This is a genomic window from Lysobacter arseniciresistens ZS79 (assembly GCF_000768335.1).
GTDB lineage: Bacteria > Pseudomonadota > Gammaproteobacteria > Xanthomonadales > Xanthomonadaceae > Novilysobacter > Novilysobacter arseniciresistens.
This window is the reverse complement of record NZ_AVPT01000001.1, coordinates 122,612-148,993: the sequence shown is the minus strand read 5'-3', so window position 1 is coordinate 148,993 and position 26,382 is coordinate 122,612. Positions and strand designations below refer to the sequence as shown.

The 26,382-nt window shown below is 67.7% G+C and carries 18 protein-coding genes; 12 read left to right on the top strand and 6 right to left on the bottom strand.

Going from position 1 to position 26,382, the window contains the following annotated elements; translation table 11 throughout:
* Nucleotides 1–90: 90 nt before the first annotated feature.
* From N799_RS00670 to N799_RS00660, 3 genes are all read left to right on the top strand, one after another.
* A complete protein-coding gene (locus N799_RS00670; protein WP_036206333.1) occupies nt 91–660 on the top strand; it encodes a DUF488 domain-containing protein in 570 nt (189 codons plus the stop codon).
* A 293-nt stretch (nt 661–953) separates the two neighbouring features.
* Complete coding sequence (locus N799_RS00665) at nt 954–2,420, top strand: SulP family inorganic anion transporter (RefSeq protein ID WP_203225005.1); 1,467 nt, start codon at nt 954–956, stop codon at nt 2,418–2,420.
* A 10-nt stretch (nt 2,421–2,430) separates the two neighbouring features.
* A complete protein-coding gene (locus N799_RS00660; RefSeq protein WP_036206328.1) occupies nt 2,431–3,303 on the top strand; it encodes a universal stress protein in 873 nt (290 codons plus the stop codon).
* Nucleotides 3,304–3,319: 16 nt separating this feature from the next.
* On the opposite strand, the gene N799_RS14155 is transcribed toward N799_RS00660, so the two are convergent.
* Together N799_RS14155 and N799_RS00650 are read right to left on the bottom strand one after the other, a co-directional pair.
* Complete coding sequence (locus tag N799_RS14155) at nt 3,320–4,069, bottom strand: BON domain-containing protein (protein WP_052100855.1); 750 nt, start codon at nt 4,067–4,069, stop codon at nt 3,320–3,322.
* A 317-nt stretch (nt 4,070–4,386) separates the two neighbouring features.
* Entirely contained in the window at nt 4,387–6,234 is a 1,848-nt protein-coding gene (locus N799_RS00650) for an ABC transporter ATP-binding protein (RefSeq protein ID WP_036206325.1), read from the bottom strand.
* 155 nt (nt 6,235–6,389) lie between these two features.
* Here N799_RS00650 and N799_RS14150 point away from each other — a divergent pair, with 155 nt between their 5' ends.
* Together N799_RS14150 and N799_RS00640 are read left to right on the top strand one after the other, a co-directional pair.
* Nucleotides 6,390–6,572 (top strand): hypothetical protein, encoded by a 183-nt coding sequence (locus tag N799_RS14150; protein ID WP_052100851.1) that lies wholly within the window; start codon nt 6,390–6,392, stop codon nt 6,570–6,572.
* A 77-nt stretch (nt 6,573–6,649) separates the two neighbouring features.
* Nucleotides 6,650–7,003 (top strand): four-helix bundle copper-binding protein, encoded by a 354-nt coding sequence (locus N799_RS00640; protein WP_036206321.1) that lies wholly within the window; start codon nt 6,650–6,652, stop codon nt 7,001–7,003.
* A gap of 82 nt (nt 7,004–7,085) precedes the next feature.
* Here N799_RS00640 and N799_RS00635 read toward each other — a convergent pair whose 3' ends face one another.
* Both N799_RS00635 and N799_RS00630 read right to left on the bottom strand, forming a co-directional pair.
* Nucleotides 7,086–7,424 carry a YnfA family protein gene (locus N799_RS00635; RefSeq protein WP_036206318.1) on the bottom strand — a complete coding sequence of 113 codons (339 nt, stop codon included), beginning with the start codon at nt 7,422–7,424 and terminating at the stop codon, nt 7,086–7,088.
* A complete protein-coding gene (locus N799_RS00630) occupies nt 7,424–10,243 on the bottom strand; it encodes a class I SAM-dependent DNA methyltransferase (RefSeq protein ID WP_036206315.1) in 2,820 nt (939 codons plus the stop codon). The genes N799_RS00635 and N799_RS00630 overlap by 1 nt, the downstream gene beginning before the upstream one ends.
* Nucleotides 10,244–10,693: 450 nt before the next feature.
* Between N799_RS00630 and N799_RS00625 the strand changes: the two genes are divergently transcribed.
* The 7 genes from N799_RS00625 (at nt 10,694) to N799_RS00600 (ending at nt 23,875) form a co-directional block, all read left to right on the top strand.
* A complete protein-coding gene (locus N799_RS00625; protein WP_036206312.1) occupies nt 10,694–11,209 on the top strand; it encodes a hypothetical protein in 516 nt (171 codons plus the stop codon).
* 114 nt (nt 11,210–11,323) lie between these two features.
* Nucleotides 11,324–13,153, top strand: a complete 1,830-nt coding sequence (gene nhaA / locus N799_RS00620) for a Na+/H+ antiporter NhaA (RefSeq protein WP_036206309.1) — start codon at nt 11,324–11,326, stop codon at nt 13,151–13,153.
* Between the two features lie 103 nt (nt 13,154–13,256).
* A complete protein-coding gene (locus tag N799_RS00615) occupies nt 13,257–13,496 on the top strand; it encodes a heavy-metal-associated domain-containing protein (protein WP_052100849.1) in 240 nt (79 codons plus the stop codon).
* Nucleotides 13,497–13,594: 98 nt separating this feature from the next.
* Nucleotides 13,595–14,617, top strand: a complete 1,023-nt coding sequence (locus N799_RS00610) for a histone deacetylase family protein (protein ID WP_036206305.1) — start codon at nt 13,595–13,597, stop codon at nt 14,615–14,617.
* Between the two features lie 266 nt (nt 14,618–14,883).
* Entirely contained in the window at nt 14,884–18,684 is a 3,801-nt protein-coding gene (locus N799_RS15005; RefSeq protein ID WP_152597742.1) for a fibronectin type III domain-containing protein, read from the top strand.
* Nucleotides 18,684–21,890, top strand: coding sequence for an RHS repeat-associated core domain-containing protein (locus N799_RS00605; protein WP_052100847.1), 3,207 nt, complete (start codon nt 18,684–18,686; stop codon nt 21,888–21,890). The genes N799_RS15005 and N799_RS00605 overlap by 1 nt, the downstream gene beginning before the upstream one ends.
* 434 nt (nt 21,891–22,324) lie before the next feature.
* Nucleotides 22,325–23,875 (top strand): fumarate hydratase, encoded by a 1,551-nt coding sequence (locus N799_RS00600; protein ID WP_238978670.1) that lies wholly within the window; start codon nt 22,325–22,327, stop codon nt 23,873–23,875.
* A 244-nt stretch (nt 23,876–24,119) separates the two neighbouring features.
* Here N799_RS00600 and N799_RS00595 read toward each other — a convergent pair whose 3' ends face one another.
* Together N799_RS00595 and N799_RS00590 are read right to left on the bottom strand one after the other, a co-directional pair.
* A complete protein-coding gene (locus tag N799_RS00595) occupies nt 24,120–25,076 on the bottom strand; it encodes a patatin-like phospholipase family protein (RefSeq protein ID WP_036206302.1) in 957 nt (318 codons plus the stop codon).
* A gap of 68 nt (nt 25,077–25,144) precedes the next feature.
* Nucleotides 25,145–26,365 (bottom strand): phospholipase A, encoded by a 1,221-nt coding sequence (locus N799_RS00590; protein WP_052100845.1) that lies wholly within the window; start codon nt 26,363–26,365, stop codon nt 25,145–25,147.
* Between the last annotated feature and the right edge of the window lie 17 nt (nt 26,366–26,382).

Below are 26,382 nucleotides of genomic sequence, written 5' to 3'. Positions count from 1 at the left end.
CGCAGCCTAGTCCGGCCCGCGTCAACGCCGCTTCACCACCGGTGCCGTGTCTGGCCGCGTGCTTAACGCGGCGGCCGGCACGATGGCCGCATGGACAACAACGGCAACGAGGCGGTGGCCGGCACGCTGTGGACCATCGGCCACTCGACCCGCGAGTGGGAGGTGTTCACCGGCATGCTCGGCGAGGCGGGGATCGAGGTGCTGGTCGACGTGCGGCGCTTTGCCGGTTCGCGGCGCAACCCGCAGTTCTCCGGCGAGACGATGGCGCACACGCTGCCGGAAGCAGGATTCCGCTACCTGCCGATGCCGGACCTCGGCGGCCGCCGCAAGGCCGACCCGGACACCCGCAACACCGCGTGGCGCAACGCCAGCTTCCGCGGCTACGCCGACTACATGGAAACCGCCCCGTGGCAGCGCGCACGCGACCGGCTTGCCGAACTGGCCGGCACCACGCGGGTGGCGATCATGTGCGCCGAGGCGCTGTGGTGGCAGTGCCACCGCGGGCTGATCGCCGACGACTTCAAGGCCCACGGCTGGGAGGTGATCCACCTGGCCGCCCCCGGCCGCAGCGAGGAGCACCCGTACACCTCGGCCGCGCGGATCGTCGACGGCCAGCTCGACTACAGCGCGCCGGAGCCGCCGCAGGCGCCGCTGTTCTGAAGCCGGCCGTCGTCCGACTGCCTTTCCCCGCCGCGCCGGACTTCCGTACGCGCCCGGCCCCGTAGGAGCGACGTGAGTCGCGACCCACTGACAACCGATGTATTGACGGTCCACGCGTGCTCCCGGTCGCGCGACCGGCTCAACGCGTTGATCACCGCGAGGTTGGATGGTCAGTAGGTCGCGACTCACGTCGCTCCTACAATGGCCGGCTCCGGGTGCGGGCCTCGCCCCGGCGTTCGACATTCGCGGCCACCATTCCGCGGCAGGAGCTCCCCTTGTTCGATACCCGACAGCTGCGCCAGGACTGGCTCGGCAATATCCGTGGCGACGTGCTTTCCGGCCTCGTCGTCGCCCTCGCGCTGATCCCGGAGGCGATCGCGTTTTCCATCATTGCCGGGGTCGACCCCAAGGTCGGCCTCTACGCGTCGTTCTGCATCGCGGTGGTGATCGCCTTCGCCGGCGGACGGCCGGCGATGATCTCTGCCGCGACCGGCGCGATGGCGCTGGTGATGGTCGACCTGGTCCGCGACCACGGCCTGCAGTACCTGCTGATGGCGACGCTGCTGACCGGCGTGCTGCAGATCCTCGCGGGCGTGGCGAAGCTGCCGGCGCTGATGCGGTTCGTCTCGCGCTCGGTGATCACCGGCTTCGTCAACGCGCTGGCGATCCTGATCTTCGTGGCGCAGTTGCCGCAGCTGGTCGGCGTGCCGTGGATGGTGTACCCGATGGTCGCGGCGGGGCTGGCGATCATCTATCTGTTCCCGCGGCTGACCCGGACGATCCCCTCGCCACTGGTCGCGATCGTGGCGCTGACCGCGTTCGCGCTGGCGATGGGCATCCGGGTGCCGACCGTCGGCGACATGGGCGAGCTGCCCGACAGCCTGCCGATCTTCCTCCTGCCGCAGGTGCCGCTGACGCTGGAGACGCTGTCGATCGTGCTGCCGGTGTCGGCGACGCTGGCGGTGGTCGGCCTGCTGGAATCGATGTTGACCGCGCAGATCGTCGACGACCTCACCGACACGCCCAGCGACAAGAACCGCGAGGCGCGCGGGCAGGGCATCGCCAACATCGCCTCCGGCCTGCTCGGCGGCATGGCCGGCTGCGCGATGATCGGGCAGTCGGTGATCAACGTGAAGTCCGGCGGCCGCGGGCGGCTGTCGACGCTGGTCGCGGGCGTGTTCCTGCTCGTCCTCGTCGTCTTCGCCGGGCCGTGGGTGAAGCAGATCCCGATGGCGGCGCTGGTGGCGGTGATGATCATGGTGTCGATCGGCACCTTCAGCTGGTCCTCGATCCGCGACCTGCGCAAGCACCCGCCGACTTCCAGCGTTGTCATGGTCGGCACGGTGGTGGTGACGGTGCTGACCCACGACCTCGCCAAGGGCGTGCTGACCGGCGTGCTGCTGTCGGCGCTGTTCTTCGCGCGCAAGGTCGGGCAGGTGCTGCATATCGGCTCGGTGTCGGCCGACGAGGGCAGGGCGCGGCACTACACCGTCACCGGGCAGGTGTTCTTCGCTTCGGCGCAGGACTTCGTCAACCGCTTCGACTTCCGCGAGGCGGTCGAGCGGGTCCGCATCGACGTCGGCGGTGCGCACTTCTGGGATTTGACCGCGGTCGGCGCGCTCGACAAGGTGGTGATGAAGTTCCGCCGCGAGGGCACGCAGGTCGAGGTCGTCGGCCTGAACGAGGCCAGCGCCACGCTGGTCACGCGGCTCGGCGTGCACGACAAGCCGGGTGCCGAACGGCTCATGGGCGATCACTGAGGAGGCGACGATGACCGAGACATCCCCGTTGAACCGCGACGGCCGCGTGCTCGCCGCCGTTGATGCCTCCGCCTACACCGGCAGCGTCTGCCAGCACGCCGCCTGGGCCGCCGCGCGGCTGGCCGCGCCGCTGGAGCTGGTCCACGTGATCGACCCGGTCGAGCAGACCGCCCCGGTCGACCTGAGCGGCAACCTCGCCCTGGGCGAGCAGGAGACCCTGCTGCTGCAGCTGACCGCGCTCGACGAGACGCGCTCGAAGCTGGCCCAGGAGCGCGGACGCCTGCTGCTGCAGCAGGCCCGCCAGATGGCGGCCACCGCCGGCGCCGACGATGTCGACCTGCGCCTGCGCCACGGCGGGCTGGTCGACACGCTGCTGGAACTGGAGGAGGGCGTGCGCCTGTTCGTGCTCGGCAAGCGCGGCGAGCATGCCGACTTCGCCAAGGGCCACCTCGGCGGCGAACTTGAACGTGTCGTGCGCGCCGTGCACCGGCCGCTACTGGTCGCCTCGCGCGAGTTCCGGCCGGTCCAGCGGGTGCTGATCGCATTCGACGGCAGCCCAACCACCCGCAAGGCGGTCGAGATGGTTGCCGCCAGCCCGCTGTTCCGCGAGCTGGAGGTGCAGTTGCTGGCTGTCGGTGACGGCGAGGGCCGGCGCGATCTGGATTGGGCGACGCGGACGCTACTGGAAGCGGACTTTTCCGCCACCGCTCACAGCGTCGACGGCGACCCGGAAGACGCCATCGCCGCGCACGTGTGCGACCAGCGCATCGACCTGCTGGTGATGGGCGCCTACGGCCACTCGCGCATCCGCCGCCTGATCGTCGGCAGCACCACGTCCGCGGTGCTGCGCAGCTGCCAGGTGCCGGTGTTGCTGTTGCGCTAGCGGCTGCGCGCAGCGGCTACTTCTTCCGCTGCTTTCCACTGCCGGCTTCCATGTTCGCCCGGTGCCGCTCCGGTGCGTCCGGTTCGGTGCCGGCGCGGCCCACGCGCACGGCGTCGTCCGACAACGGATCACTGACCCGGCCGGAACTCGAGAACCCGCTGCCGACCTGGTTGTCGCCGCTGCGCACGCCGCGGCCGGGCGGGCCGAACGACGACGCGCCGTTGTCGACGCTGATCCGGTTATGGATGTCGCGCACGCCGCGCACCTCGTCGGCGAGGTCCTCGGCCAGGTGCTTCATCCGGCGCTCGGGCACCTCGCCGGTCAGCGTCACCACGCCGTCCTCGACCATCACCAGGATCTCGGTCGCGTCCAGCGCGTCGTGCTCGGTCATCCGGTCGATCAGCTCGTCGACGATGCTGGCGTCCGGCCGCGTGTAGTTGCGCGGGCCGCGGCCCTGATGGCTGACCCCGCGCGACACCCGGGTGGCGCTGGCGTAGTCCGAACCGCCGCGCCCGTGGCCGCTCTGCGCGTAGCGGCCCTGGTCCTCGCCGTAGCCGCCCTGGGTGAAGTCGCCGTAACCGCCCTGGCCGTCGTAACCGTAGGAGTAGGCGTCGTCGCCCTCGGACTGCGCGCCCCACTGGCGGTTGGTGATGGAGGGCAGGTCGCGGTACTCGCGTTCACCGGGGTTGAAGCGCGCCCCGGCGCCGCGCTGGCCGGTCGGGGCGTCGTGCTCGCGGCGCGGGCCGCTGTGGTTGCCACGGTTCATCGGGGTTCTCCGCCGACGGGAGGTCCGACGCTAGTCCGCGATGCGTTAGGGCGGCGGCAATGGTTTGCAAAAGGAAGGTCCGCGCGATTCGGACCAGACGTAGGAGCGACGTAAGTCGCGACCGGGTCGGGGTGTCCGGAGTCTGATCGGGTGGAGTGGGGAGGATGTTCCCGGAGCCGCTTCGGGCACTCCATCGCAGCTGCGGATCAGGCCTATCCGGACGCGATGTACAGGTCGCGACTTACGTCGCTCCTACGGGTGGGGCGTAGCTACCGGTAGGCGCATCGCCCGGCCTCACGGCAGGCGCATCGGCCCCCTCAGCGGTACCCCGCCGCCTGCAGCTCGAACAGCTCCGCGTAGCGCCCGCCCTCGGCCATCAGCTCCTCATGCGTGCCGCTCGCCTCCAGCCGGCCCTCGGCCAGCACCAGGATCCGGTCGGCCATGCGCACGCTGCTGAACCGGTGGCTGATCAGCACCGCGGTGCGCTGGTCCGACAGCTCCTTGAAGCGCTGGAACACCTCGAACTCCGACCGTGCATCCAGCGCCGCGGTCGGTTCGTCGAGGATCATCACCTGCGCGTCGCGCATGTAGGCGCGGGCGATCGCGATCTTCTGCCACTGACCGCCGGACAGGTCGACGCCGGTCTTGAAGCGCCGCCCGATCAACTGGTCGTAGCCCATCGGCAGGCCTTCGATCACCCCGTGGGCCATCGCCCGCCGCGCGGCCTCGCGGATGCGGGCCTCGTCGCCCATGGCCTCGATCTGGCCGACGCCGATGTTCTCGCCGGCGGTCAGGTGGTAGCGCACGAAGTCCTGGAAGATCACGCCGATGTTGGCGCGCAGCGCGTCGAGGTCGTACTCGCGCAGGTCGCGGCCGTCCAGCAGGATGCGGCCCTCGTCCGGGTCGTACAGCCGCGCCAGCAGCTTCACCAGCGTGGTCTTGCCGGCGCCGTTCTCGCCGACCAGCGCCAGCACCTCGCCGGCGCGCAGCTCGAAGTCCAGTCCGCGCAGTGCCCACCTGTCGGCGTCCGGGTAGCGGAAGCCGACGTTCTCGAACACGAAGCCACGCGTGATCGGCCGCGGCACCGGCGCCGCGTCGGCCGGCGAGACGATCTCCGGCTCGATCTCGAAGAACGAGAACAGGTCCTCCAGGTACAGCGCCTGCCCGGCGACCTGCGAGAACCCCACCAGCAAGCCCTCCAGCAACTGCCGCAGGCGCCGGAAGCTCGACGCCAGGAAGGTCAGGTCGCCGATGGTGAAGTCGCCGCTGACCGTGCGCCACGCGATGTACGCATACGCCACGTAGTAGCCCAGCGTGCCCAGCGCCGCCAGCAGCGTGCCCCAGGCCGCGCGACGGCGGGCGAGGGCACGGTTGGCGCGGAAGAAGCCGTCGGCCAGCGTGCGGTAGCGCTCGATCAGGTACCGGTGGAGGTTGAAGATCTTCACTTCCTTGGCGGTCTCGACGCTGGCGCCCATCTGCCGCACGTACTCCAGCTGGCGGCGCTCCGGCGTCCACGCGTAGTTGAGCGAGTAGCCCAGCGCGTTGAAGTGCGACTCGCCGATGAACGCCGGCACCAGCGCCACCGCCAGCAGCACGATCAGCCACGGCGCGTACACCAGCAGGCCGATCGCGAAGCTCACCACGGTGATCGCGTCCTGCACCTGGCCGAACAGCATGCTCATCAGGTTCATCCGGCCCATCGTCTGGCGCCGGGCGCGGTCGAGCTTGTCCTGCAGGTCCGGGTCCTCGAAGTCCTCCAGGTCGAGCGTCGCCGCGTGCTCCATCAGCCGCACACTGGTGGCGTTGGTGAACAGCTCCGACAGCAGCGAGTCGCCGTAGCTGACCAGCCGGCCGATCAGGTCCGAGACGATCGCCAGCCCGAACTCCAGCGCCAGCAGCCACAGCAGGGTGTCGAGCACGCCGCTGCGCCACGCCGCCTCCAGCGTGTCGAAGCCGATGCCGTCGCCGACCAGCCGCACCGCCTCGTCGATGATCAGCTTGCCGATGTACAGCGTCGCGATCGGCAGCAGCGCCCGCACCACGCGCAGGCCCAGCGTCGTGACCGTCAGCGCCGGGCTGGTCGCCCAGATCTGGCGCAGGAACGGTGGCAGGTTGCGCAGTGCGTCGAAGCGTTCGCGCAGGCTCGGCTTGGGTGGTTGGGGCATCCGTGGATTCTGCCGAGTCAAGTTCATGAACGCATGAACGCCAATGATTTCCTGCCTTGCGACTCACGGGTGCGTAACCGCGGCGATGGTCTGCTGCACCCATGACGCAGTACCCGCCGGCACGCCGGCATCCCTCCCCCCCAAGGAGTACGACCGTGAAAGACCGCCAGAACCAGGACAACCAGCGCCAGAACCAGAGCAACCAGGGCAGCAACCAGGGCCAGCAGGCCCAGGGCCGCAACCAGAACCAGCAGACCCAGGCCCGCAGCCAGCAGGACCAGCACCAGCAGAACCGTTCGCAGCAGAGCCCCGGCCAGGACCGCAACCGCCAGCAGTGACATCGCCGGCATCGCGTGAGCAGGCGCCCCGGTGAGAGCCGGGGCGTTTGTGTTCCGACCCACACAGGAGGCCCGCCATGACCCACCACACCGCCGAGCACCGCGACCCCGCGATGAACGAGTGCATCGACAACTGCAGCCGCTGCCACGCCATCTGCCTGGAAACCATCAACTACTGCCTGGGGCAGGGCGGAAAGCACGCCGAGGCCGGGCACATCAACCTGATGGCGGTCTGCGCCGACATCTGCGCCACCAGCGCCGACGCCATGCTGCGCGGCGCCGCCGTGCACACCGCCACCTGCGGTGCCTGCGCCGAGGTCTGCCGCCGCTGTGCCGAGTCGTGCGAGGCGATGGGCGACGACGCGCAGATGCAGCGCTGTGCGGAGACGTGCCGGAAGTGCGCGGAGAGTTGCGCACGGATGGCGGCCTGAACCGCTGTAGAGCGCCGCCGCCAGCATCATCGCGTACGGAGGCAACACAAGCAGCGCGAGCGGTCTCGACGACTCGGTGCCGCTAGGCCCGGCCCCAGTGCCCCGCCACCATGACCAGCGCACCCAGCAGGATCAGCCCGCCACCGAGCAGGTCGACGCGGTTCAGCGCGACCTTGTCGACCACCACCAGCCACGCCAGCGCGGTCGCCACGTAGATGCCGCCGTACGCGGCGTAGATGCGGCCGGACGCGACCGGGTGCAGGGTCAGCAGCCACGCGAACACCGCCAGGCTGAGCGCCGCCGGCAGCAGCAGCCACGCGCTGGCCGCCTGCTTGCGCCACAGCAGCACCAGCCAGCAACCGACGATCTCCGCCACCGCGGTGGCGACGAACAGCCCGGCGACCCGGAGGGTGTCGGCCATCACGATGCCTCCGCGCCGTTGCCGGCCCTCGTAGCCGTGCGCTTGCGCGGCTTCTTCGCTTTGGCGGCCGGCAGCAGCGAGGTCAGGTGCTGGTAGCGCTCGAACAGGAAGGCGACGCGCTCGGCGTCGCTGGTGAAGCGACGCTTGCCGTAGGCGGCGTCCACCGCGCGGTCCAGCGCTTGGTGCGCCTTGACCAGCGCCGGCGGCATCGTGGTCGGGTCGTAGAGGTCGGCCAGGGTGCTGTCGGGGAAGGCGGCGCGGGCGTCGAGCACGCCCTGGGCGGCGGTTTCGATGGCCTCGCGTTGCTTGTCGCCGGGGGACTCGGGCCAGGGGAAGTTGTTGTAGACGATGCCGGCGGAATAGCGGTAGCGGCTTTCGAGACGACCGCAGACGGCACGGACCCATGCCATGTGCATCGTCGATTGCATGACGCCGAAGTGATACGGCGTTGCATCCGTGCTGATGAGGTTCGCGTCGCCGGACAGCGAATCGGACGCCATGAAGCCCATTGGGATGAATGGACGACCTTCCGATGAGTGACGAGGAATCAACAGATAGTCGTCCTGGGCGACGCGCTCGACATGGAAACGCGTCGGGGTGTCGGCCAGAGCAAGCGAGCTTTGTCCTGCTTTGGATTTTCGACCGCTTTTGGCATCAATCTCGCCCAACCGATAGCGACGGACCTTTTCGATCAGCTGCCGGACAACCGGCATGGCGCGTAGCTCCGAAGGCGTCGCGTCCGCCAGCCACAGACACCACCGCTCCAAGTCGTTCAAAAACTCCTCGGCGCCATACCAGCGCCGAATGAATCGAGCCGCCATGGGCTCTTGGGTAAGCAGGTCCGCCTTTTCTGCCGAAGTCATCAGCAGGTAGCCGCCGTCGATCGGCTTGTTGCCGATGCCTATCTCCGGCACCGGACAGATGGGCTTGCTGCGATTCGGTAATACGAAGTCCGGCGCGTCTACCAAGAACGGATTGATGTTGGCTGCCAGGATCTCATGTGGCTCGGAGCGAAGCGTGGCGTAGTCGAACAGCCGCTTTGGCGATACCTGCTCGCGCCCGAATCCGACTATTACGCAATGCACCGCGGCAATGCCCCGCGCCTCGTTGTTCCACTGGAAAGTGCGGTGGGCAAACTGGATATGGATGCCGCGTGCGAGCATCTCGCCCCACAGAACGGCCACTTGCTCGCCCTGCGTGATCGAATTGGTGGAAACGAACGCGCAACGGATCGCCGGATTGGGCTGCCCGTAGTCGGCTGCCTTCAGATACCACGCGGTCACAAGGTCGAGGATGCCCGCGCCCTTCAGCTTTCCAGTCACCCCAAGCAGGTCCGTGCGCTGGTCTGCGGTCATCAGCTTGGACCCGACAAACGGCGGATTCCCCAGGATGTAATCCAGCTCCGCCGCCGGCACCACGTCGTTCCAATCGATCCGCAGCGCGTTGCCGTGGACGATCGTGGCGGACTTCTTCAGCGGCAGCCGCTCGAACGGGTTGCCGAACATCTCGCTGACCCGCAGGTTCACCTGGTGGTCGACCAGCCACAGCGCCAGCTGGGCGATCTGCGCCGGGAACTCCTCGATCTCGATCCCGTAGAACTGGTCGACGTTGCACTTGATCAGCAGCCGCGGGTCGCTGGCCTGGCCGGCCTCCAGGTCCTTCTGGTACAGCGCCTCGATCACCTCCAGCTCCAGCAGGCGCAGCTCGCGGTAGGCGATGACGAGGAAGTTGCCGCAGCCGCAGGCCGGGTCGAGGAACTTCAGTCCGGCGATCTTTTCGTGGAACTCGTGCAGCTTCGGCCGGCTGCCGCGCACCTTGTCGAACTCCGCGCGCAGCCCGTCGAGGAACAGCGGGCCGATCAGCTTGAGGATGTTCTTCTCGCTGGTGTAGTGCGCGCCCAGGTTGCGCCGCGCCTTGCTGTCCATGATCGACTGGAACAGCGCGCCGAAGATCGCCGGGCTGATCTCGCTCCAGTCCAGCCCGCAGGCGTCGAGCAGGCGCTCGCGCATGGTGGCGTTGAACGCGGCCGGCGACAGGCGCTCGTCGAACAGCTTGCCGTTGACGTAGGGGAAGCCCGCCAGTTGCGCGTCCAGCCCCTTCTGGCGCTGCTCCGGCGCGGTGTTGAGCACGTCGAACAGGGTGGCCAGGTGGCCGCCGAGATCGCTGCCGTCGGCGGCGGTGCGTTGCTCGATGTAGTCCTGGAAGCGCCGGCGCGGCTCGAAGATGCCAGTGTCCTCGGCGAACAGGCAGAACAGCACGCGCACCAGCAGCACTTCGAGCTTGTGGCCGGTGTAGCCGTCGTCGCGCAGCGCGTCGTGCAGCTTGCCCATGCGCTCGGCGGCGCGGATGTTGACCGGGTCCTGGTCCTTGAAGGCGCGGCTCTGGTAGCCGGCGACGAAGCCGAACAGGCGGATGTGGCGGTGCAGGTCCTTCAGCGCGAAGGCGTGCTGCTCGCCGCTGTCGAGGTCGTGCAGGCGGAAGTGCTCGAAGTCGCTGACCAGCACGTAACGCGGCAGGTCGCGGTCCTTCAGGCCGGGGAAGTAGTCGCGCGCCTGGCCGAGGGCGCGGTCCAGGTCCTTGCCGCGCGACTTGTGTTCGACCAGCAGGATGCCCTTCCACAGCAGGTCGATGAAACCGCCGGAGCCGTCCTCGCGCTTGATCGGCACCTCGAAGCTGGCGATGCGGCGGCGGTTGACCCCGAACACGTTGAAGAAGGCATCCCAGAACGACTTGGCCTCGGCGTCCTCGCTGCCCTCGTCCTCCCACTCCTTGGCAAAGGCGATCGCCCGGGCCTTGATCTCGTTCCAGCTCAGCGGCATTGCGTCCCGCCCCCTCGGGTGTGCGTGGGGCGAGGATACGACACCGCCCAGCGGCGGCCCGGTGCAGGTAAGCGGCCGGTGTGGGGTGCGGTGGCGTGGGCAGTCGTGGGGACGGCGATCCGCCGCGCCGCGCCGGGTGACCGCGCGCGCCGTGGGCCGTGACCACGCGGGCGGCGGGATGTCCGGTTCCGCACCATTCTGGTGCGCCGGGTCGCCGGCGTGGTCCGGTGGCGGGTGTCGGGCAGGGACCCGGCGGCCCAGCGCGGTGACCCGGCTGACAGTGGACGCCGAGCCGTCGAATCGGCGGCGGTGACCGGCCGGGCCGCCGCGCCGACCCGCCGCGCGGCGGAGCATGCGCCCGACCTTGCGGCCGGGATTGTTTAGAATCCCGCCGTCGGCCATGAAGGCCGGCATTGGACGCAACACCCACTCAATGGAGCTAAGGACGACATGGGACAGAACCACGCAAGCATCCACTTCACCCCCGAGCAGTGGACCGCGGTCGGCACCGCATTCACCGCGCTGCGGGAGGCCATCGAGCCGGTGCTGGTATCGCTCGGCGCTGACCAGCGCAGGCGGCTGGTCAAGATGGGCGACGGCTCGGAGCCGTTCTGCCGGCAGGCGCTCGAGGTGATGACGCAGAACAGCCACCTGATGCCGCGCAGCCTCGATATCGACGAGATGCGCCGCGACCTTGAAACCCACGACGCGCTGCAGGCGGTGAGCGTGCAGCTGACCCGGCTGATGGAGCGCGTGCGCGACACCGACACCGCGCTGGGCAGCGACGTGATGATGGCCGCGCTGGAGGGCTACGCCTTCCTCAAGGTGGCCGGCAAGACCGAGGGCGTGGAAGGGCTGCGCAAGCAGCTGGGCCGGCGCTTCGAGGCCAACGGCCAGCGCGGCGATGCCGCCGCCGAGGCCGAACCGGACCCGGCACCCGCACTGCCCGAACCGGCCACGGCCTGACGGCCGACCCGCACCGCTGCACGGCCCCGCTTCGGCGGGGCTTTTTCGTGCAGCGGTATAAAGGACGCTGGGACAAACGCGGGCCATGCCGGCCTGCCCGGATGGAAGCCGCCCATGCAGCACAACGACACGTCCCGGCTCGACCGCGCCATCGACCCCGCGCGCGACCACGTGCTGGGCGACCCGGCCGCGCCGATCGTGCTGCTGGAGTACGGCAGCTACGCCTGTCCGTCCTGCCACGAGGCGCACGCGGTGATCAGCCGGCTGCGCGACGAATTCGGCCCGCGGCTGTGCTACGTGTTCCGCCACCGCCCGATCAGCAACAGCGACACCGCCCACGCCGCCGCGGTGCTGGCGGAGACGGCGACCGTACGCCCCGACGGCTTCTGGCCGGTGCACAGCCACCTGATGACCGGCGACCCGGTGCTGGAGCCGGAGCAGCTGGCGCGCGCGGCGGAGCAACTGGGCCTGCCGCCGCCGGGCGCCGGCGATCCGGAGGTGGAGGCGGTCGCCGAGCAACGGGTGTGCGAGGACCGGCGCAGCGCGGCGGCCAGCGGCGCGTTCATCTCGCCGACGTTCTTCATCAACAACCGCCGCTACGACGGTGCGTGGGACGAGGCCTCGCTGTCGGAGGCGCTGGTCGGCTCGCTCGGCTTCCGCGCGCGCAGCGCCACGCTGGACTTCGTCCGCTGGGGGCCGTCGGCCGGCATCGTGCTGCTGCTGATGTCGGTGCTGGCGGTGATCCTCGCCAACTCGCCGGTCGGCCCGGCGTTCCAGTCCCTCTGGACCACGCCGCTGGGCATCGACTTCGGCGGGCGCGGGTTCTCGCTGCCGTTGCTCGGCTGGATCAACGACGGCCTGCTGAGCGTGTTCTTCCTGGTGGTCGGGCTGGAGATCAAGCGCGAGTTCACCATCGGCCAGCTGGCCGGGCGGCGGGCCGCGGCGCTGCCGGTGGCCGCCGCGGTGGGCGGGATGCTGCTGCCGGCCGCGCTGTACGCGCTGATCGCGCCGGCCGCGCTGGCGCACGGCTGGGGCACCACCATCTCGACCGACACCGCGTTCGCGATCGCGCTGATCGTGTTCCTCGGCGACCGCGTGCCGGTGGCGCTGCGGGTGTTCCTGACCGCGGCGGCGATCATCGACGACCTCGCGGCGATCGCGGTGGTGGCGCTGTTCTACGGCGACGCGCTGTCGGTGCCGTACCTGCTGGCATCGGTGCTGGCCAGCGCGATGCTGATGGCGCTCAACCGCTGGAACGTCTACCGCCCGCTGCCGTACGCGGTGCTCGGGCTGGTGCTGTGGTTCTGCCTGCACGAGGCCGGCATCCACGCGACCCTGGCCGGCGTGGTGCTGGCGCTGGTGACGCCGACCCGGCCGCCGGCGAACCTGCGCGCGCTCAATGCGCAGGCGCAGATGGTGTTCGAGGCCGAAGCCCGCGACGAGCGCGACATGCCCAGCCAGGCGCCATCGCGCGCCGCGCTGGACGTGCTGGACGCGATCCACTCGCGGCTGGAGTCGCCGGCCGCGCGCCTGCTGCGGGTGACCGAGCCGTGGTCGAGCTACTTCGTGCTGCCGCTGTTCGCACTGGCCAATGCCGGCGTGGTGGTGAGCCTGGGCGTGCTGGACGGCCACGGGCGGCTGATGCTGGCGATCATCACCGGGCTGGTGGTCGGCAAGCCGGCCGGCATCGCCATCGGCGCGTGGCTGGCCGCCCGCATGGGCTGGGCGCACAAACCCGACGACTACACCTGGCGGCAGCTGGTTGGCGCCGGCCTGATCACCGGCATCGGCTTCACCATGTCGCTGTTCATCGCCGGCCGGGCGTTCGCCCAGCCGGAGGACTTCGACGCGGCCAAGATCGCGATCTTCATCGCGTCGATCCTCGCCGGCGCGGCGGGGGTGCTGTTCCTGTGGCACCGGCCGGCACGCCGGCAGCCCGGCTGAGCGCCGGAACGCGTTCAACTGATCCGGGTCAAGGCGCGGCCATCCGGTGGCGGCGAAGCTGCACCCACTCCGGCACGACGCCGAGGCCCACAGGAGACCCCCGATGCTGTTTGAAGTGGAAGACATCAGCTGCGAGAAGTGCAGCGACAAGATCGAGACCGCCATCCGCGCCGCCGACCCGACCGCCCAGGTCACCGTGAAGACCGCCGAGAAGCGCGTCCGCGTGGAAGGCCTGTTGACCGCCGAGCAGGCGATGGCCGCGCTGGCCGCCGCCGGCTACCCGGCCAGCGAGGCGCCGCCGCACAGCGGCGAGGGCAGCGACTGCTGCGGCGGCTGCTCGTGATGCTGCGCATCTGACAGGCCGCGGCCGGGCGGCGGCTCCCGCCCGGCCGCGGGGGGGCGGAGGTAGCGCTACCGGGGTGCTCGGTTATAAAGAGCGCCATGAAATTCATCCATTCCCCCCTCCATTCCCTCCACGACGGCGGCAAGGAGCTGCACCGCGGCGAACTGGTGCCGTGCTACGAGATGCCCGCCCGGGTCGACTACATCCTGTCCGCGATCGCGCGTGCGGGCTGGGTGGTGGAGGCGCCCGGGGACTACGACGACGCCTTGCTGGAGCGGGTGCACGACGCCGACTACATCGCCTTCCTGCGTGGTGCGCACGAGGCATGGCGCGCCGAGGGCCGGGACGGTTTCATGCTGCCGGGTGCGTTCCCGGCGCGCGGCATGCGCCGCGACCGTGTGCCGGCGGGCCTGCATGCTCGCCTTGGCTACTACGCGTTCGATGCCGGCAGCCCGATCGTCGAAGGCACCTGGCGGGCGGCGCGCGCGTCGGCGCACTGCGCGCTGGCCGCGGCCGACGCGGTGCTCGCCGGCGAGCGCGGCGCCTATGCGCTGTGCCGGCCGCCCGGCCACCACGCGGGGCACGCGATGTTCGGCGGCTACTGCTTCCTCAACAACGCCGCGCTGGCGGCGCAGCGGTTGCGCGACGGCGGGCTGGAGCGCGTCGCGGTGCTGGACGTGGATTACCACCACGGCAACGGCACCCAGGACATCTTCTGGGAGCGCGACGACGTGCTGTGCATGTCCATCCATGGCGACCCCGACACCGAGTATCCGTTCTACCTCGGTTATGCCGACGAGCGCGGGGCCGGCGCGGGGGAGGGGTTCAACCAGAACTACCCGCTGCCGCGCGGGACCGACTGGGCGGCCTACGCGGCCACCCTCGACCGCGTGCTCGAACGGCTGGCGGCGTATGCGCCGCAGGCGCTGGTGGTATCGCTGGGGGTGGATGTGTTCGAGGGCGACCCGATCAGCCAGTTCCGGCTCGGCTCGGACGACTTCCCGCGCCTGGGCCAGCGCATCGCCGCGCTCGGCCTGCCGACGGTGCTGGTGCAGGAGGGCGGGTACGCGGTCGCGGAGATCGGCGACAACGTCGCCGGGGTGCTGTCGGCGTTCGCCTGATCCGGGGCAAGGCGGGGGCACGTAGCGTTCCCGGGGTGCAATGCCCCGGGGAAACGAACTATCGGTCGATGTCCGGCTGAGGGCATGCCCCGGAAAGCCCACCCCTTGAGTTGCACCGACGCCCGACGCGGAACAACCGTCCATCGGGACGCCGGATTTGCGAAAGCCTCACGACTCCTATAAATAGTCGTTCAGGGGCGGTGCCTTTGCGGCACCGATGGATATCAAGTCCCTTGGCAGCCAAGGGATCCAGGGAAGGACAGGGGATGAAAATTTATCTTGTTGCCACGTTGTTCTCGCTGGCAAGCGGCGTCGCGTCCGCGCAGGAAGCCAACGAAGCGTGGGAGGAGTACGGCAAGCGGGTCGCAGCAAGTACTCAGGTCAACGCGCTGGGGCCCGATCTGTTCGGAGACCAGGTAAGTCTCTCCAACGGTGCTTTGTCGTTCTCCGTTACCGATGTCAGCTTGCCCGGTAACAATGGCCTGCCGGTCGAGTTCACCCGTACGTTCTCCGTTGAAGGGCGTAAGGGCTCGTATGTCAACGCGGAGTTCCCGCTTGCGGATTGGGAAATTGACCTTCCCAACATCAGCGGCGTGTTCGCGCCGGACTGGGTCAGCGCGATAGCGGCGAGCCCGGGAAAGCGGTGTTCTGTCACGACTGTCACTGCTGCGCGCCCTCCGGTGGTAGTTGTTGCAGACACATACTTCCAGCCCAAGGACTACTGGCAGGGCCATAACCTCAGCTTGCCCTCCGGGGGTGGGGAAATGCTGCTGCTGGATCCATCGCGCCCCAAACCCACCGCGGGTGGGCCGTATTACTGGATCACGGCGGACCAGACCCGGGTCGCGTGCCTACCGGCGATACAGAACTGGCCGGGGGGCGGCGAGGGCTTCCTCGCAATTTCCCCCGATGGAACGAAGTACTGGTTCGACTGGATGGCCCAGTATCTGGAAGAGGCGATCGAAGCTTCCACGACGATGGAAGTTATGGGTTTACCCAAAACCTACTCCGAGCGTCACGCACGCCGGCGCAACGTGCTCTATCCGACGCGGATAGAAGATCGATTCGGCAACTCGGTCACCTACACCTACACGAACGCGCGGACCGCGCCCGTGCGGTTGACCACAATCCAGTCCAGCGACGGGCGACGTATCGATATCCATTACAACTCGGCCGGTAATGTAGGCACTGTTGTCGCGCATGGACGTACCTGGAGCTACCAGTATGCTGCGGCCAACAACGTAGACAAGACCCTGTCGGCGGTCGTGCTGCCGGATGCAACCCGCTGGACCATCGATTTTGCGGGATTGCTCAACTCACAAATTCTGTATACCCGGGGAGTCCCGAACGAACCCTGGCGCTCCTGTACGCACCAACCGGATTTGATCAGCCCCGAGTCCTTCTCTGGACGGGTGACCCACCCATCCGGTGCGGTCGGTGATTTCACCGTCAAGCCGCAGCTCCATGGACGCACCAATGTCCCTCTGAACTGCGAAAAGTTCACTGTTCCCCACAACTACGGGAACGACGATGTTTCTTTCTGGACGATCTCGTACCACGCTCTGTCGTTGGCTGAAAAGAAGATCAGCGGGGTCGGCTTGCCGGCAGGGAGCTGGACTTACGACTACCAGTCACCGATCAGTTGGTACAAGCCCGGCGGCGACACCTCGTATCCGGTATGCCCGGCGAATATGGACTGCAGCATCCCGCGCTGCACGAGCGATGACTGCGCGGGTGCCTCCAGAACCACTGTCACCGACCCTGCAGGCAAGTGGATCCGCTACTACCACGGAAACAGCTACCGCTACAACGAAGGCAAACTGCTGAAAGTCGAGGAAGGGCAGGGCACGGCGATTCTTCGCACTACCTGGAACACCTACGACCTGACTCAGTTGGACCATGAGTACCCCGCCAAGTGGGGAACAAGCCCACGGATGATCGGCGATGGCTTTGCGTCGGAATTCCATCGCCCCCTCTATCAGCGCTCGGTCGTCCAGGACGGCACCAGTTTCAACTATCAGGTCTATACGTTTGATCAGTTCGCCCGACCGGTTGAGGTGACGCGAGAGCGTGCTCCCGCCGCAGGGACGTCCCCGAATCCGCCCGCGGGTACGCCGTCGCTCGTTGCGCCCGCAACCAGCAACACCGGCGCCTTTTCCGTGAGTTGGTCCAAGGTGGACGCCGCCACGTACCGATTGGAGCGTCGGCTTGATGGTGGTGCGTGGGCGCTGCTTTACAACGGCGGTCTGGCAAGTCATGCAGTGACTTCAACTGCGAACGGCGCTTATGACTTCCGGGTCAAAGCCTGCAACGCCGACAGCTGTGGTGGCTACTCACCTGTGGTGACCACGATTGTCACCCGTCCTCCGACGGGGGTTCCCGTCCTCATGGCCCCGGTATCGAGTAATACCGGCGCATTCAATGTGAGCTGGGGCCCCGTTCCGCTCGCCACCAGTTACCTGCTTCAGCAACAGAAGGACGCAGGCGCGTGGGCCCAGATCCACAACGGCGCCGCCACTGCGAAATCTATATCCGGACTGGTCAACGGCACCTACAACTACCGGGTCCGTGGCTGCAATGCAGGTGGATGCACCAGCTTTTCCGCGGTCAAGACCACGACCGTGTCCCTGCCACCCGGCGGCGCACCGGCGCTGACTACACCGGCCACCAGCAGCACCGGGGCATTTACGGTCAGCTGGAGTGCAGTTGCCTTGGCTACCAACTATCGTCTGGAACTGCAGAAGGATGGCGGAAGCTGGTCGCAGATATACAGTGCGGCGGGGACAAGTACGCCCTTCTCGGGTCTCGGCAATGGCTCCTACGCTTACCGTGTGCGCGCCTGCAATGCGGTTGGTTGTGGCGGGTACTCGTCGGCCGCGACAACTGTTGTCACGTTGCCGCCCGGGAGCGCTCCGGTAGTGAGCGCGCCGGGCTCCAGTAGCAGCGGGGCGTTCACTGTAAGTTGGACCGCCGTAGCTTCGGCGACGAACTACCGGTTGGAGCAGAGCAAAGACGGCGGGACGTGGACGCAGATCCAGAGCGGCACCGCCGCATCTAAGGCTCTCACCGGCCTTGGTAATGGCAGCTACGCCTATCGTGCCCGTGCCTGCAATGCCGGAGGTTGCAGCGGCTACTCCGCGCTCAGGACTACGGTGGTGACGCTGCCACCCGGAAGCGCTCCCGCGGTATCGGCACCGGCCTCCAGCAACACAGGTGCGTTCGCCGTCAGTTGGAGCGCGGTTGCAACCGCCACCTCCTACCGGCTGGAGCAGAGCAAGGATGGTGGAACCTGGTCCCAGATCCACGCGGCGGGCGGGACGAGCAAGGCGGTTTCCGGGCTTGGGAATGGGAGCTACCGTTTCCGCGTACGCGCGTGCAATGCCGGCGGGTGCAGTGGCTATTCGGCTATTGTCACGACGGCAGTTCTACTGCCGCCCGCCAGCGCCCCGTCCGTGACCACGCCTGCAGCCAGTTCCAACGGGTCGTATGCCGTCAGCTGGACGGCTGTTGCCTCCGCTACCAACTACCGCTTGGAGCAACAGCAGGGAAGCGGTACCTGGAGCCAGATATACAGTGGCAGTGGGCGCAGCAAGGCTGTCTCCGGTTTGGGCAATGGCAGTTACGATTACCGGGCGCGTGCCTGCAACGCTGCTGGATGCAGCGGCTACTCCGCCACGCGGGTGACAACCGTCACCTGGCCACCGCCGACGGCGCCCGCGCTGAGCGTTCCCATGACCGCACCCGCGAACACTGTGTACACGGTGCGATGGAATCTCGTTGATACTGCGACAAATTACGAACTCCAGCTGAGTGCGCTTGGTGGAGCGTGGACTTCAATTTACAGCGGTAGCTTGCAGTACCACGCCCAGAATCACCGGCTCGATGGCAGTTACGCCTATCGCGTGCGCGCGTGCAACGCGGGGGGGTGCACCGCGTATTCCGCAACCAAGACAGTCGTGCTGTATCCCAGCGGAGGAACGTGCACTGGCGGATTCTGTCCGGATCCGCTGTCCACTGGCCCTGGGAAACCATTGACGCAACCCCTTATGGATGAGGAGGGCAACTGATGAGCCGCAGGAAATACTGGAGGGTCATCGCCCTCATCGCGACCATGTCCGGTGTCCTTGGTGTCTGCCCGACCTGGGCTGCTAGCTACTCCCGCACGGAAGTTACGACCTACCACGACGACCTCGACGACTGGGTCCTGGGGCAGACGGCCAAGGTGGCTTGTGTTCGCTCGACTCCGGGTAGTACAGCCTGCGACGGTGATGTGGTGTCCCAGACGACCTTCACGATCAAGGCGCAACCCCAGACCCGCGAGTCATTCGGCAAGCTCCGCCAGTCGCTCGGTTACAACGCCGACGGAACGCTGGCCTGGGCGCGGGACGGCGCGGGCAACCAAACGACCCTGTCCAACTGGTACCGGGGCATACCGCGCAGCATCAAGTACGCCGATAACAGCACACAGTCCGCAACGGTAAATGCTGACGGGAGCATTGCATCCGTAACCGATGAGAACGGCTTCGTCACGAAGTATCAGTACGACGCCATGGGGCGCTTGAAGCTGACGGACTATCCCGACGGCGATACGGTGGCCTGGACCTCGGCCGCCCGCACGTTCTCATTCGTGTCCGGTGTCTATGGCCTGCCGAACCACTGGCGCATGTGGGAGCGCACCGGCAATGGCTACAAGCTGACCCACTACGACGCCATGTGGCGGCCAGTGGTGACCGAGACCTATGACAGCGCCAATCCCGTCAACACCCGCAGCATCGTGGTCAGTCGCTACGACGCGGCGGGCCGGCTTGCGTTCCAGTCGTACCCGGTGCGGACGCTGGGTGTCTGGACCGACACCGCACTCCAAGGCGCGACGACCACCTACGACGCGCTGGGGCGCGCACGCTCGGTGACGCAGGACTCCGAACTGGGTGACCTGACCACCACCACGAGTTACCTCAACAACGCCAATGGGCCCTACACGCTGGTCACCGATCCACGCGGTAACCAGACCCGCACGTGGTTCCAGACCTTCGATCAGCCCAGCTACGATATCCCGGTCACTATCTGGCACCCGGCGGGTGCCTATACCCACATCACCCGCGACCCGTTTGGCAAGCCGACCCGGCTGCGGCGCAGCAACAGCAGCAGCCCGACCGGCGGCACGGTCGCCCTCAATCGGGACTACTACTACAACGGGTATCAGGAGCTGTGTCGCACCCGCGAGCCGGAGACCGGCGACACCTTCATGGGCTACGACGCCGCCGGCAACCTGGCGTGGTCGGCGGGCGGCTACAACAGCACGGCCGGCGGCTGCTTGGGAGCATCGTCGGTCGCGGCTCGCCGGGTCGATCGCGCGTATGACGCCCGCAACCGTCCGATCGAGCTGCGCTTCCCGGATGGCCAAGGCGATACCGTCACCCGCTACACCCCCGACGGCCTGCCGGCCAGCATCTCCGCCTACAACGGCAGCGACGTGGTCACCAGCAGTTACGCGTACAACCGCCGCCGCCTGCCAACGGTCGAGCGGATGCAGTGGGGCAGCATCGACTGGTCGATCACCCATGCGTACAACACCAACGGGCACCTCAGTGCCGACGGCTACCCTGGCGGGCTGAGTGTCGGCTACGCGCCCAACGCGCTCGGCCAGCCTGCGCAGGCCGGCAGCTTCGCCACCGGCGTCAGCTACCACCCCAACGGTGCGATCAGCCAGTTCACCTACGGCAACGGCATTGTCCATACGTTGGCCCAGAACGCCCGCGGCCTGCCTGACCGCAGCGTCGACGCCTACGGTGCCACGAAGTTCCTGGACGACGGCTACGACTACGACGGCAATGGCAACGTCGCCGGCATCAGCGATGGCGCTACCGGTCGCAACCAGCGTGGCAACCGGACCATGACCTACGACGGCCTCGACCGCCTGACCGGGGTGGTGTCGCCGATGTACGGCAGCACCAACGCCACCTATGCCTACGACGTGCTCGACAACCTGACCCGGGTGCATATTGGCGGTGCGAAACAGCGCGATCATTATCACTGCTACGACCAGTTCTGGCGCCTGACCAACGTCAAGACCGGCGGCTGTGGCGGCACGACGGTGATGGGTCTCGGGTACGACGAGCAGGGCAATCTCTCGCAGAAGAACGGTGCGACATTTACCTTCGATTATGGAAATCGCCTGCGTACCAGCACCGCCGGTGGCAGCATCAGCTACGTCTACGACGGCCATGGTCGTCGCGTGCGTGATTTCGTCACGGGTGCAGGCAGCAAGTACAGCCTTTACAGCCAGTCCGGCTCGTTGATGTTCGACAGCGACCTGCGCAAGAAACAGCAACATCAGTACATCTACCTGGGCGGCAGTCTGGTGGCGACCCGGGAGAAAGACACCGTCACGGGTACATACAGCAACCGCTACCAGCACACCGACGCACTGGGCAGCCCGGTCGTGGTGACCGCGCAGAACCGCGGCGTACTGGAGCGCACCGAGTACGAGCCGTATGGTCAGGTACTGAACCGATCACTAAAGGATGGGCCTGGATACACCGGACATGTGGAAGATGCACGGACCGGCCTGTCATATATGCAGCAGCGCTATTACGACCCGCAGATTGGGCGGTTCCTGAGCGTTGATCCGGTGACGGCCGATAGCGCAACCGGAGCGAACTTCAACCGGTACTGGTACGCCAACAACAACCCGTACAAGTTCACCGATCCCGACGGCCGTGTTGCTCAAGTGATTTGGGGCGGAATTATTGGCGCAGGTGTCGAGATTGCTGCGCAAAAGCTTGCTAATCCAAACGCATCAATTAACTGGAATTCGGTTGGCGTGGCGACAGCCGTTGGTGCTGCGACTGGTGGCGTTGCGTCAGTAGCACGCGCAGCCGCTATGCGCGGAACGATTACGGTTGCCCAGTCAGTCAACCGTACAGCTGCTGCGAACGCTGCCATTAGCGCAGCCGGCTCCGCTGCTGACAGCTCCGTTAATGGTCAGTCCCCTGATGCTCTAAAGATGGCTACAGCGGCGCTTGTGGGCGGAGGCCTTAGTCTCGGTGCTGGCCGCGTTGCTAACGCCGACGCAATAACAGCTCAACGCATGTCCTCAGCACCTGTCAGTTCGCCACAAGGTATCGGCGCCCATATCGTTGCGACGACGCAATCTGCTGGCGCGGCTGCACGGAGCAATGCGGCTGCATCCGCGGTTGGTGAGCAAGCAGCTAATGTGGTCGGCGCGACAGCGCAGAAGAAGGTCGAAGAACGGATTGATAGGAAGAGATAGGTTCCCAATGACTAAGCGACAGCTGAGAAAGAATCAGCAAGCTGCCTTGTTTATTGCAGTGGCTGGCGCATTGATATTTGGTTTTGCAAACGGTGCTATCAAGGGGCTGCTGTTTGGGCTTGTTCTGATGCTTCTCCTGAACATCCCGCTGTTGATTGAATATTGGAGGGATAGGCGTAGGAGGCGGCATTAGTGTGACCTGCCCCCACTGAGCCGTACCACTCGAAGCTAGGTAGAGTCCGTCATCCAGAGAGGACGGACATGCGCAAGAGTCGCTTCACCACGGAACGGATCATCGGCTTCATCAAGCAGGCCGCAGCCGGGCGGCGGCTCCCGCCCGGCCGCGGGGGCGGACGTAGCGTTCCCGGGATGCAATGCCCCTGGCAGGACCGGCCGGTAGAATGGGCGGGTTTTCCGCCAGCCCGGTGCCAGCCGTGAACCTCCCCGCAAGCCCCGCCGTCCGCAGTTCCGTATCGATCCCCCAGGAAGACCTAATCCAGTCCGTCGCCGACGCGCTGCAGTACATCAGCTACTACCACCCGGTCGACTACATCAAGAGCCTTGCCGCCGCCTACGAGCGCGAGGAGTCGCCGGCGGCGAAGGACGCCATCGCCCAGATTTTGATCAACTCGCGCATGTGCGCGGAGGGCCACCGGCCGATCTGCCAGGACACCGGCATCGTCACCGTGTTCCTCGAGATCGGCATGGACGTGCGCTGGGACGACGCCACCATGGGCGTGGAGGACATGGTCCACGAGGGCGTGCGCCGCGCCTACGCGCACCCGGACAACAAGCTGCGCGCCAGCGTGCTGGCCGACCCGGCGGGCAAGCGCATCAACACGAAGGACAACACCCCGGGCGTGGTCAACGTCAAGGTGGTGCCGGGCAACACCGTCGAGGTGATCGTCGCGGCCAAGGGCGGCGGCTCGGAGGCCAAGAGCAAGTTTGCGATGCTCAACCCGTCCGACTCCATCGTCGACTGGGTGCTGAAGACCGTGCCGACGATGGGCGCCGGCTGGTGCCCGCCGGGCATGCTCGGCATCGGCATCGGCGGCACCGCCGAGAAGGCGATGCTGCTGGCCAAGGAATCGCTGATGGAGCCGATCGACATCACCGAGCTGCAGCAGCGCGGCGCGTCCAACCGCGCCGAGGAGCTGCGGCTGGAGCTGTACGAGAAGGTCAACGCGCTGGGCATCGGCGCGCAGGGCCTGGGCGGCCTGACCACGGTGCTCGATGTCAAGGTCAAGGATTACCCGACCCACGCCGCCAACCTGCCGGTGGCATTGATCCCGAACTGCGCGGCGACCCGCCATGCGCACTTCACCCTCGACGGCAGCGGCCCGGTGATGCTGGACCCGCCGTCGCTGGCGGACTGGCCGGAGCTGACCTACAGCCCGCAGAACGCGCGCCGGGTCGACCTCGACACCGTGACCCGCGAGGAGGTCGCCAGCTGGCAGCCCGGCGAGACCCTGCTGCTCAACGGCAAGCTGCTGACCGGCCGCGACGCCGCGCACAAGCGCATCGTCGGCATGCTGGACGCGGGCGAGGCGCTGCCGGTCGACCTGGCCGGGCGCTTCATCTACTACGTCGGCCCGGTCGACCCGGTGCGCGACGAGGTGGTCGGCCCGGCCGGCCCGACCACGGCCACCCGCATGGACAAGTTCACCGGGCAGGTGCTGGCGCAGACCGGCCTGCTGGGCATGGTCGGCAAGGCCGAGCGCGGCCCGGTGGCGCGCGAGGCGATCCGCGAGCACAAGTCGGCCTACCTGATGGCGGTCGGCGGCGCGGCCTACCTGGTGTCGAAGGCGATCAAGGCCTCGCGCGTGGTGGCGTTTGCCGACCTCGGCATGGAGGCGATCTACGAGTTCACCGTGCAGGACATGCCGGTGACGGTCGCGGTCGACAGCAACGGCGACTCGGTGCACGAGAGCGGCCCGCGCGCCTGGCAGGCGCGCATCGGGAAGATCCCGGTGGTGGTGGCGTAACGGAAAGGCCCCGCGATGCGGGGCTTTTTCTTGTGCGTGCAGGGCGGCCATTCCGCGGTCGCGGCATGTGTCGTCCGCAGTGTTGTAGGAGCGACGTAAGTCGCGACCCACTGACAATTGGTAACGCCGCGTATCGATCGAACACGTGGTTGCCGCGATCGTGCGAACGATGGTTCGCGTTGATCGGCGCGCGTTTCGATTGTCAGTGGGTCGCGACTTACGTCGCTCCTACAGGTCCGGGACGTTAGAGGCGCGCCACCAGCGCCTTGAGCTTGTCGCGGGTGTCGGCCTGTTGCAGGTAATCCGTCGCCAGCATCTCCAGCGCGGCGATGTTGGTCGCGCTGGTGTCGTCGAGGTCGTCCAGGCCGGCCAGCAGTTCGGCCTGCATCCGGCAGTAGGCGTCGCCCACCAGTTGCCGCGCGATGTAGTCGACCGAATCGGTGTTGCCGTCGAACAGCACGTCGATGATCGGCACCGCCCATTCCAGCGCGCCCCATTCGCGCGCGGACTGCAGCGGGATCGGGCGGTTGCGCTCGCCGCTGCCGATCGACAGCACCACCAGGCTGCCGCAGTGGCTGATCTGGCGGTCGTGGCGCAGCGCCTCGGCGATCGCGCAGGCGGTCGGGTTGTTGGCGACGATGCCGCCGTCGATCAGCGAGCAGGCGCGCCCGGCAATCGTCATGCCGTGGGCGGGGAAGTAGGTCGGCGCGGCGGTGGAGGCGCGGCAGATCTCCCACACCGGCAGGTCGCGGTGGTCGGGGTGGAAGCTCTTGAACACCACCGGCTTGCGCGCCAGCGTGTCGTAGGCGGTGATGACGGTGGGGGTGGGCAGGGCGCCGAAGACGGTGTCGCCGAACACCTCGCGCAGCACCGCCTCCAGCCCCTTGGCGTCGTAGCGCGGCGCCGACGGGCCGGCGCTGAGCAGCCGCGTCGCGCGCGACCACAGACGGCCGGCCATGCCGGGGAAGATCTCGTGGCGGCGGGTCTTGTACAGCTCGCGCATGGCGTCGGGCGACAGGCCCAGGCCGAGGCCGCAGGCGATGATCGCGCCGGTGGAGCTGCCGGCCACCAGGTCGAAATTGCGCAGCAGGCCGGGCTTGCCGGCCTGGGCCAGCACGTCCTCGACGCCGCCGAGCCAGATGCAGCTGACCAGGCCGCGGATGCCGCCGCCGTCGAGTGAAAGGATGCGTCGTGCCTGCATGGCGTGTTCCGTCCGTCAATGATGGGCGGCAGCCTAGCGCAGGCCGGTCACACCGGGCGAGACACGCGTCAGAACCACTCCAGCAGCGACACGCCCAGGCCGATGTGGGTGGCGCGGTGGTCGTAGTCGATCAGGCTCTCGCCGTAGCCGTCGAAGATCTGCACGTGGCCGCGCATGTTGCGGGTCAGCGGGAAGCCCCAGTCGAACTGCACCGCGCCGCGCGAGTCGTCGCCGCCGCGCAGCGAGTGGCGCGCCGCCAGCGAGAACTCGTGGCCGTTGCGGACGTAGGTGAGGGTGGCGTCGCCGCGGCCGATGTAGTCCTCGATGTTGGGGTTCTCGTCGTCGTCGCCGTCGGAGATGCGCCACCACGGCCGCAGCATCAGCGCCCAGTTCTCGCGGTCCAGGCCGATGTTGACCATCACCCGGTTCCAGCTGCGCGACAGCGGGTCGGCGCGGCCGTTGGACTGGTGGTTGATGCCGATCGCCGCCATTCGCCCGTGCCAGCCGCCGAGGCTGTAGCCGGTGCGGAACACCGCCAGCACCTCGGGCTCGTAGTTGGACTCGCGGAACGGCCGCGAGGCGTCGCCGCCGTTGTAGACCTGCCAGCGGGAACTCTGGGTGTAGCCCATCCAGATGTCGCCGTTGTCGCCGAACAGGTTCTCGACCGCCTTGGTCTTGAAGCTCAGCTGGAACTTCGCCTCGGTGTCCTTCAGCGACTGGTGCACCGCCGGAACGTCGGGGTTGGAGCTGGTCGGCAGCTCGTTGGGGTTGCTGTTCCACACCGCCGGCAGCAGGTACACCGGCTTGTAGGCGCGCAGGTTGAAGACGCCCAGCTTGGAGTCGCGCGCCAGCTCCCAGCGGCTGTCGAGCAGGCTGCCCTTGCCGGCGTTGGCGATGCGCGCCTCCAGCGAGGCGAGCGCCGGCTCGCTGCTGTAGAGGTCGTTGGCGCCGGGTCGGGTGCGTTGTTCCGGCGGCAGCGCGGCGCGTTCGAGCCGGTCGACGTGGCGCTCCAGTTGCACGATGTCGGACTTGGCCTCCTTCGCGCGGCTGGCCTGGGCGTCGGCGGTGGCCGGGTCGATAGCGGTGTGGCGGTGCACGGCGTCGTAGCAGGCCAGCCGCTCGGCGTCGATCTCGATCCGGCTGCAGGCTTCCGCCGCGGGAAGGTTGGGGGCGGCGGACTGCGCTGCGGCCAGCGGCGCGGCCAGTGCAAGCGGCAGGGCAAGCGGCAGGGCGAGTGTGATGGCGGGCGTGGCGCGGCGGCCTGCGCGGGGTCGATGCGGCTGGTTCATTCCATGGACTCGGCGGC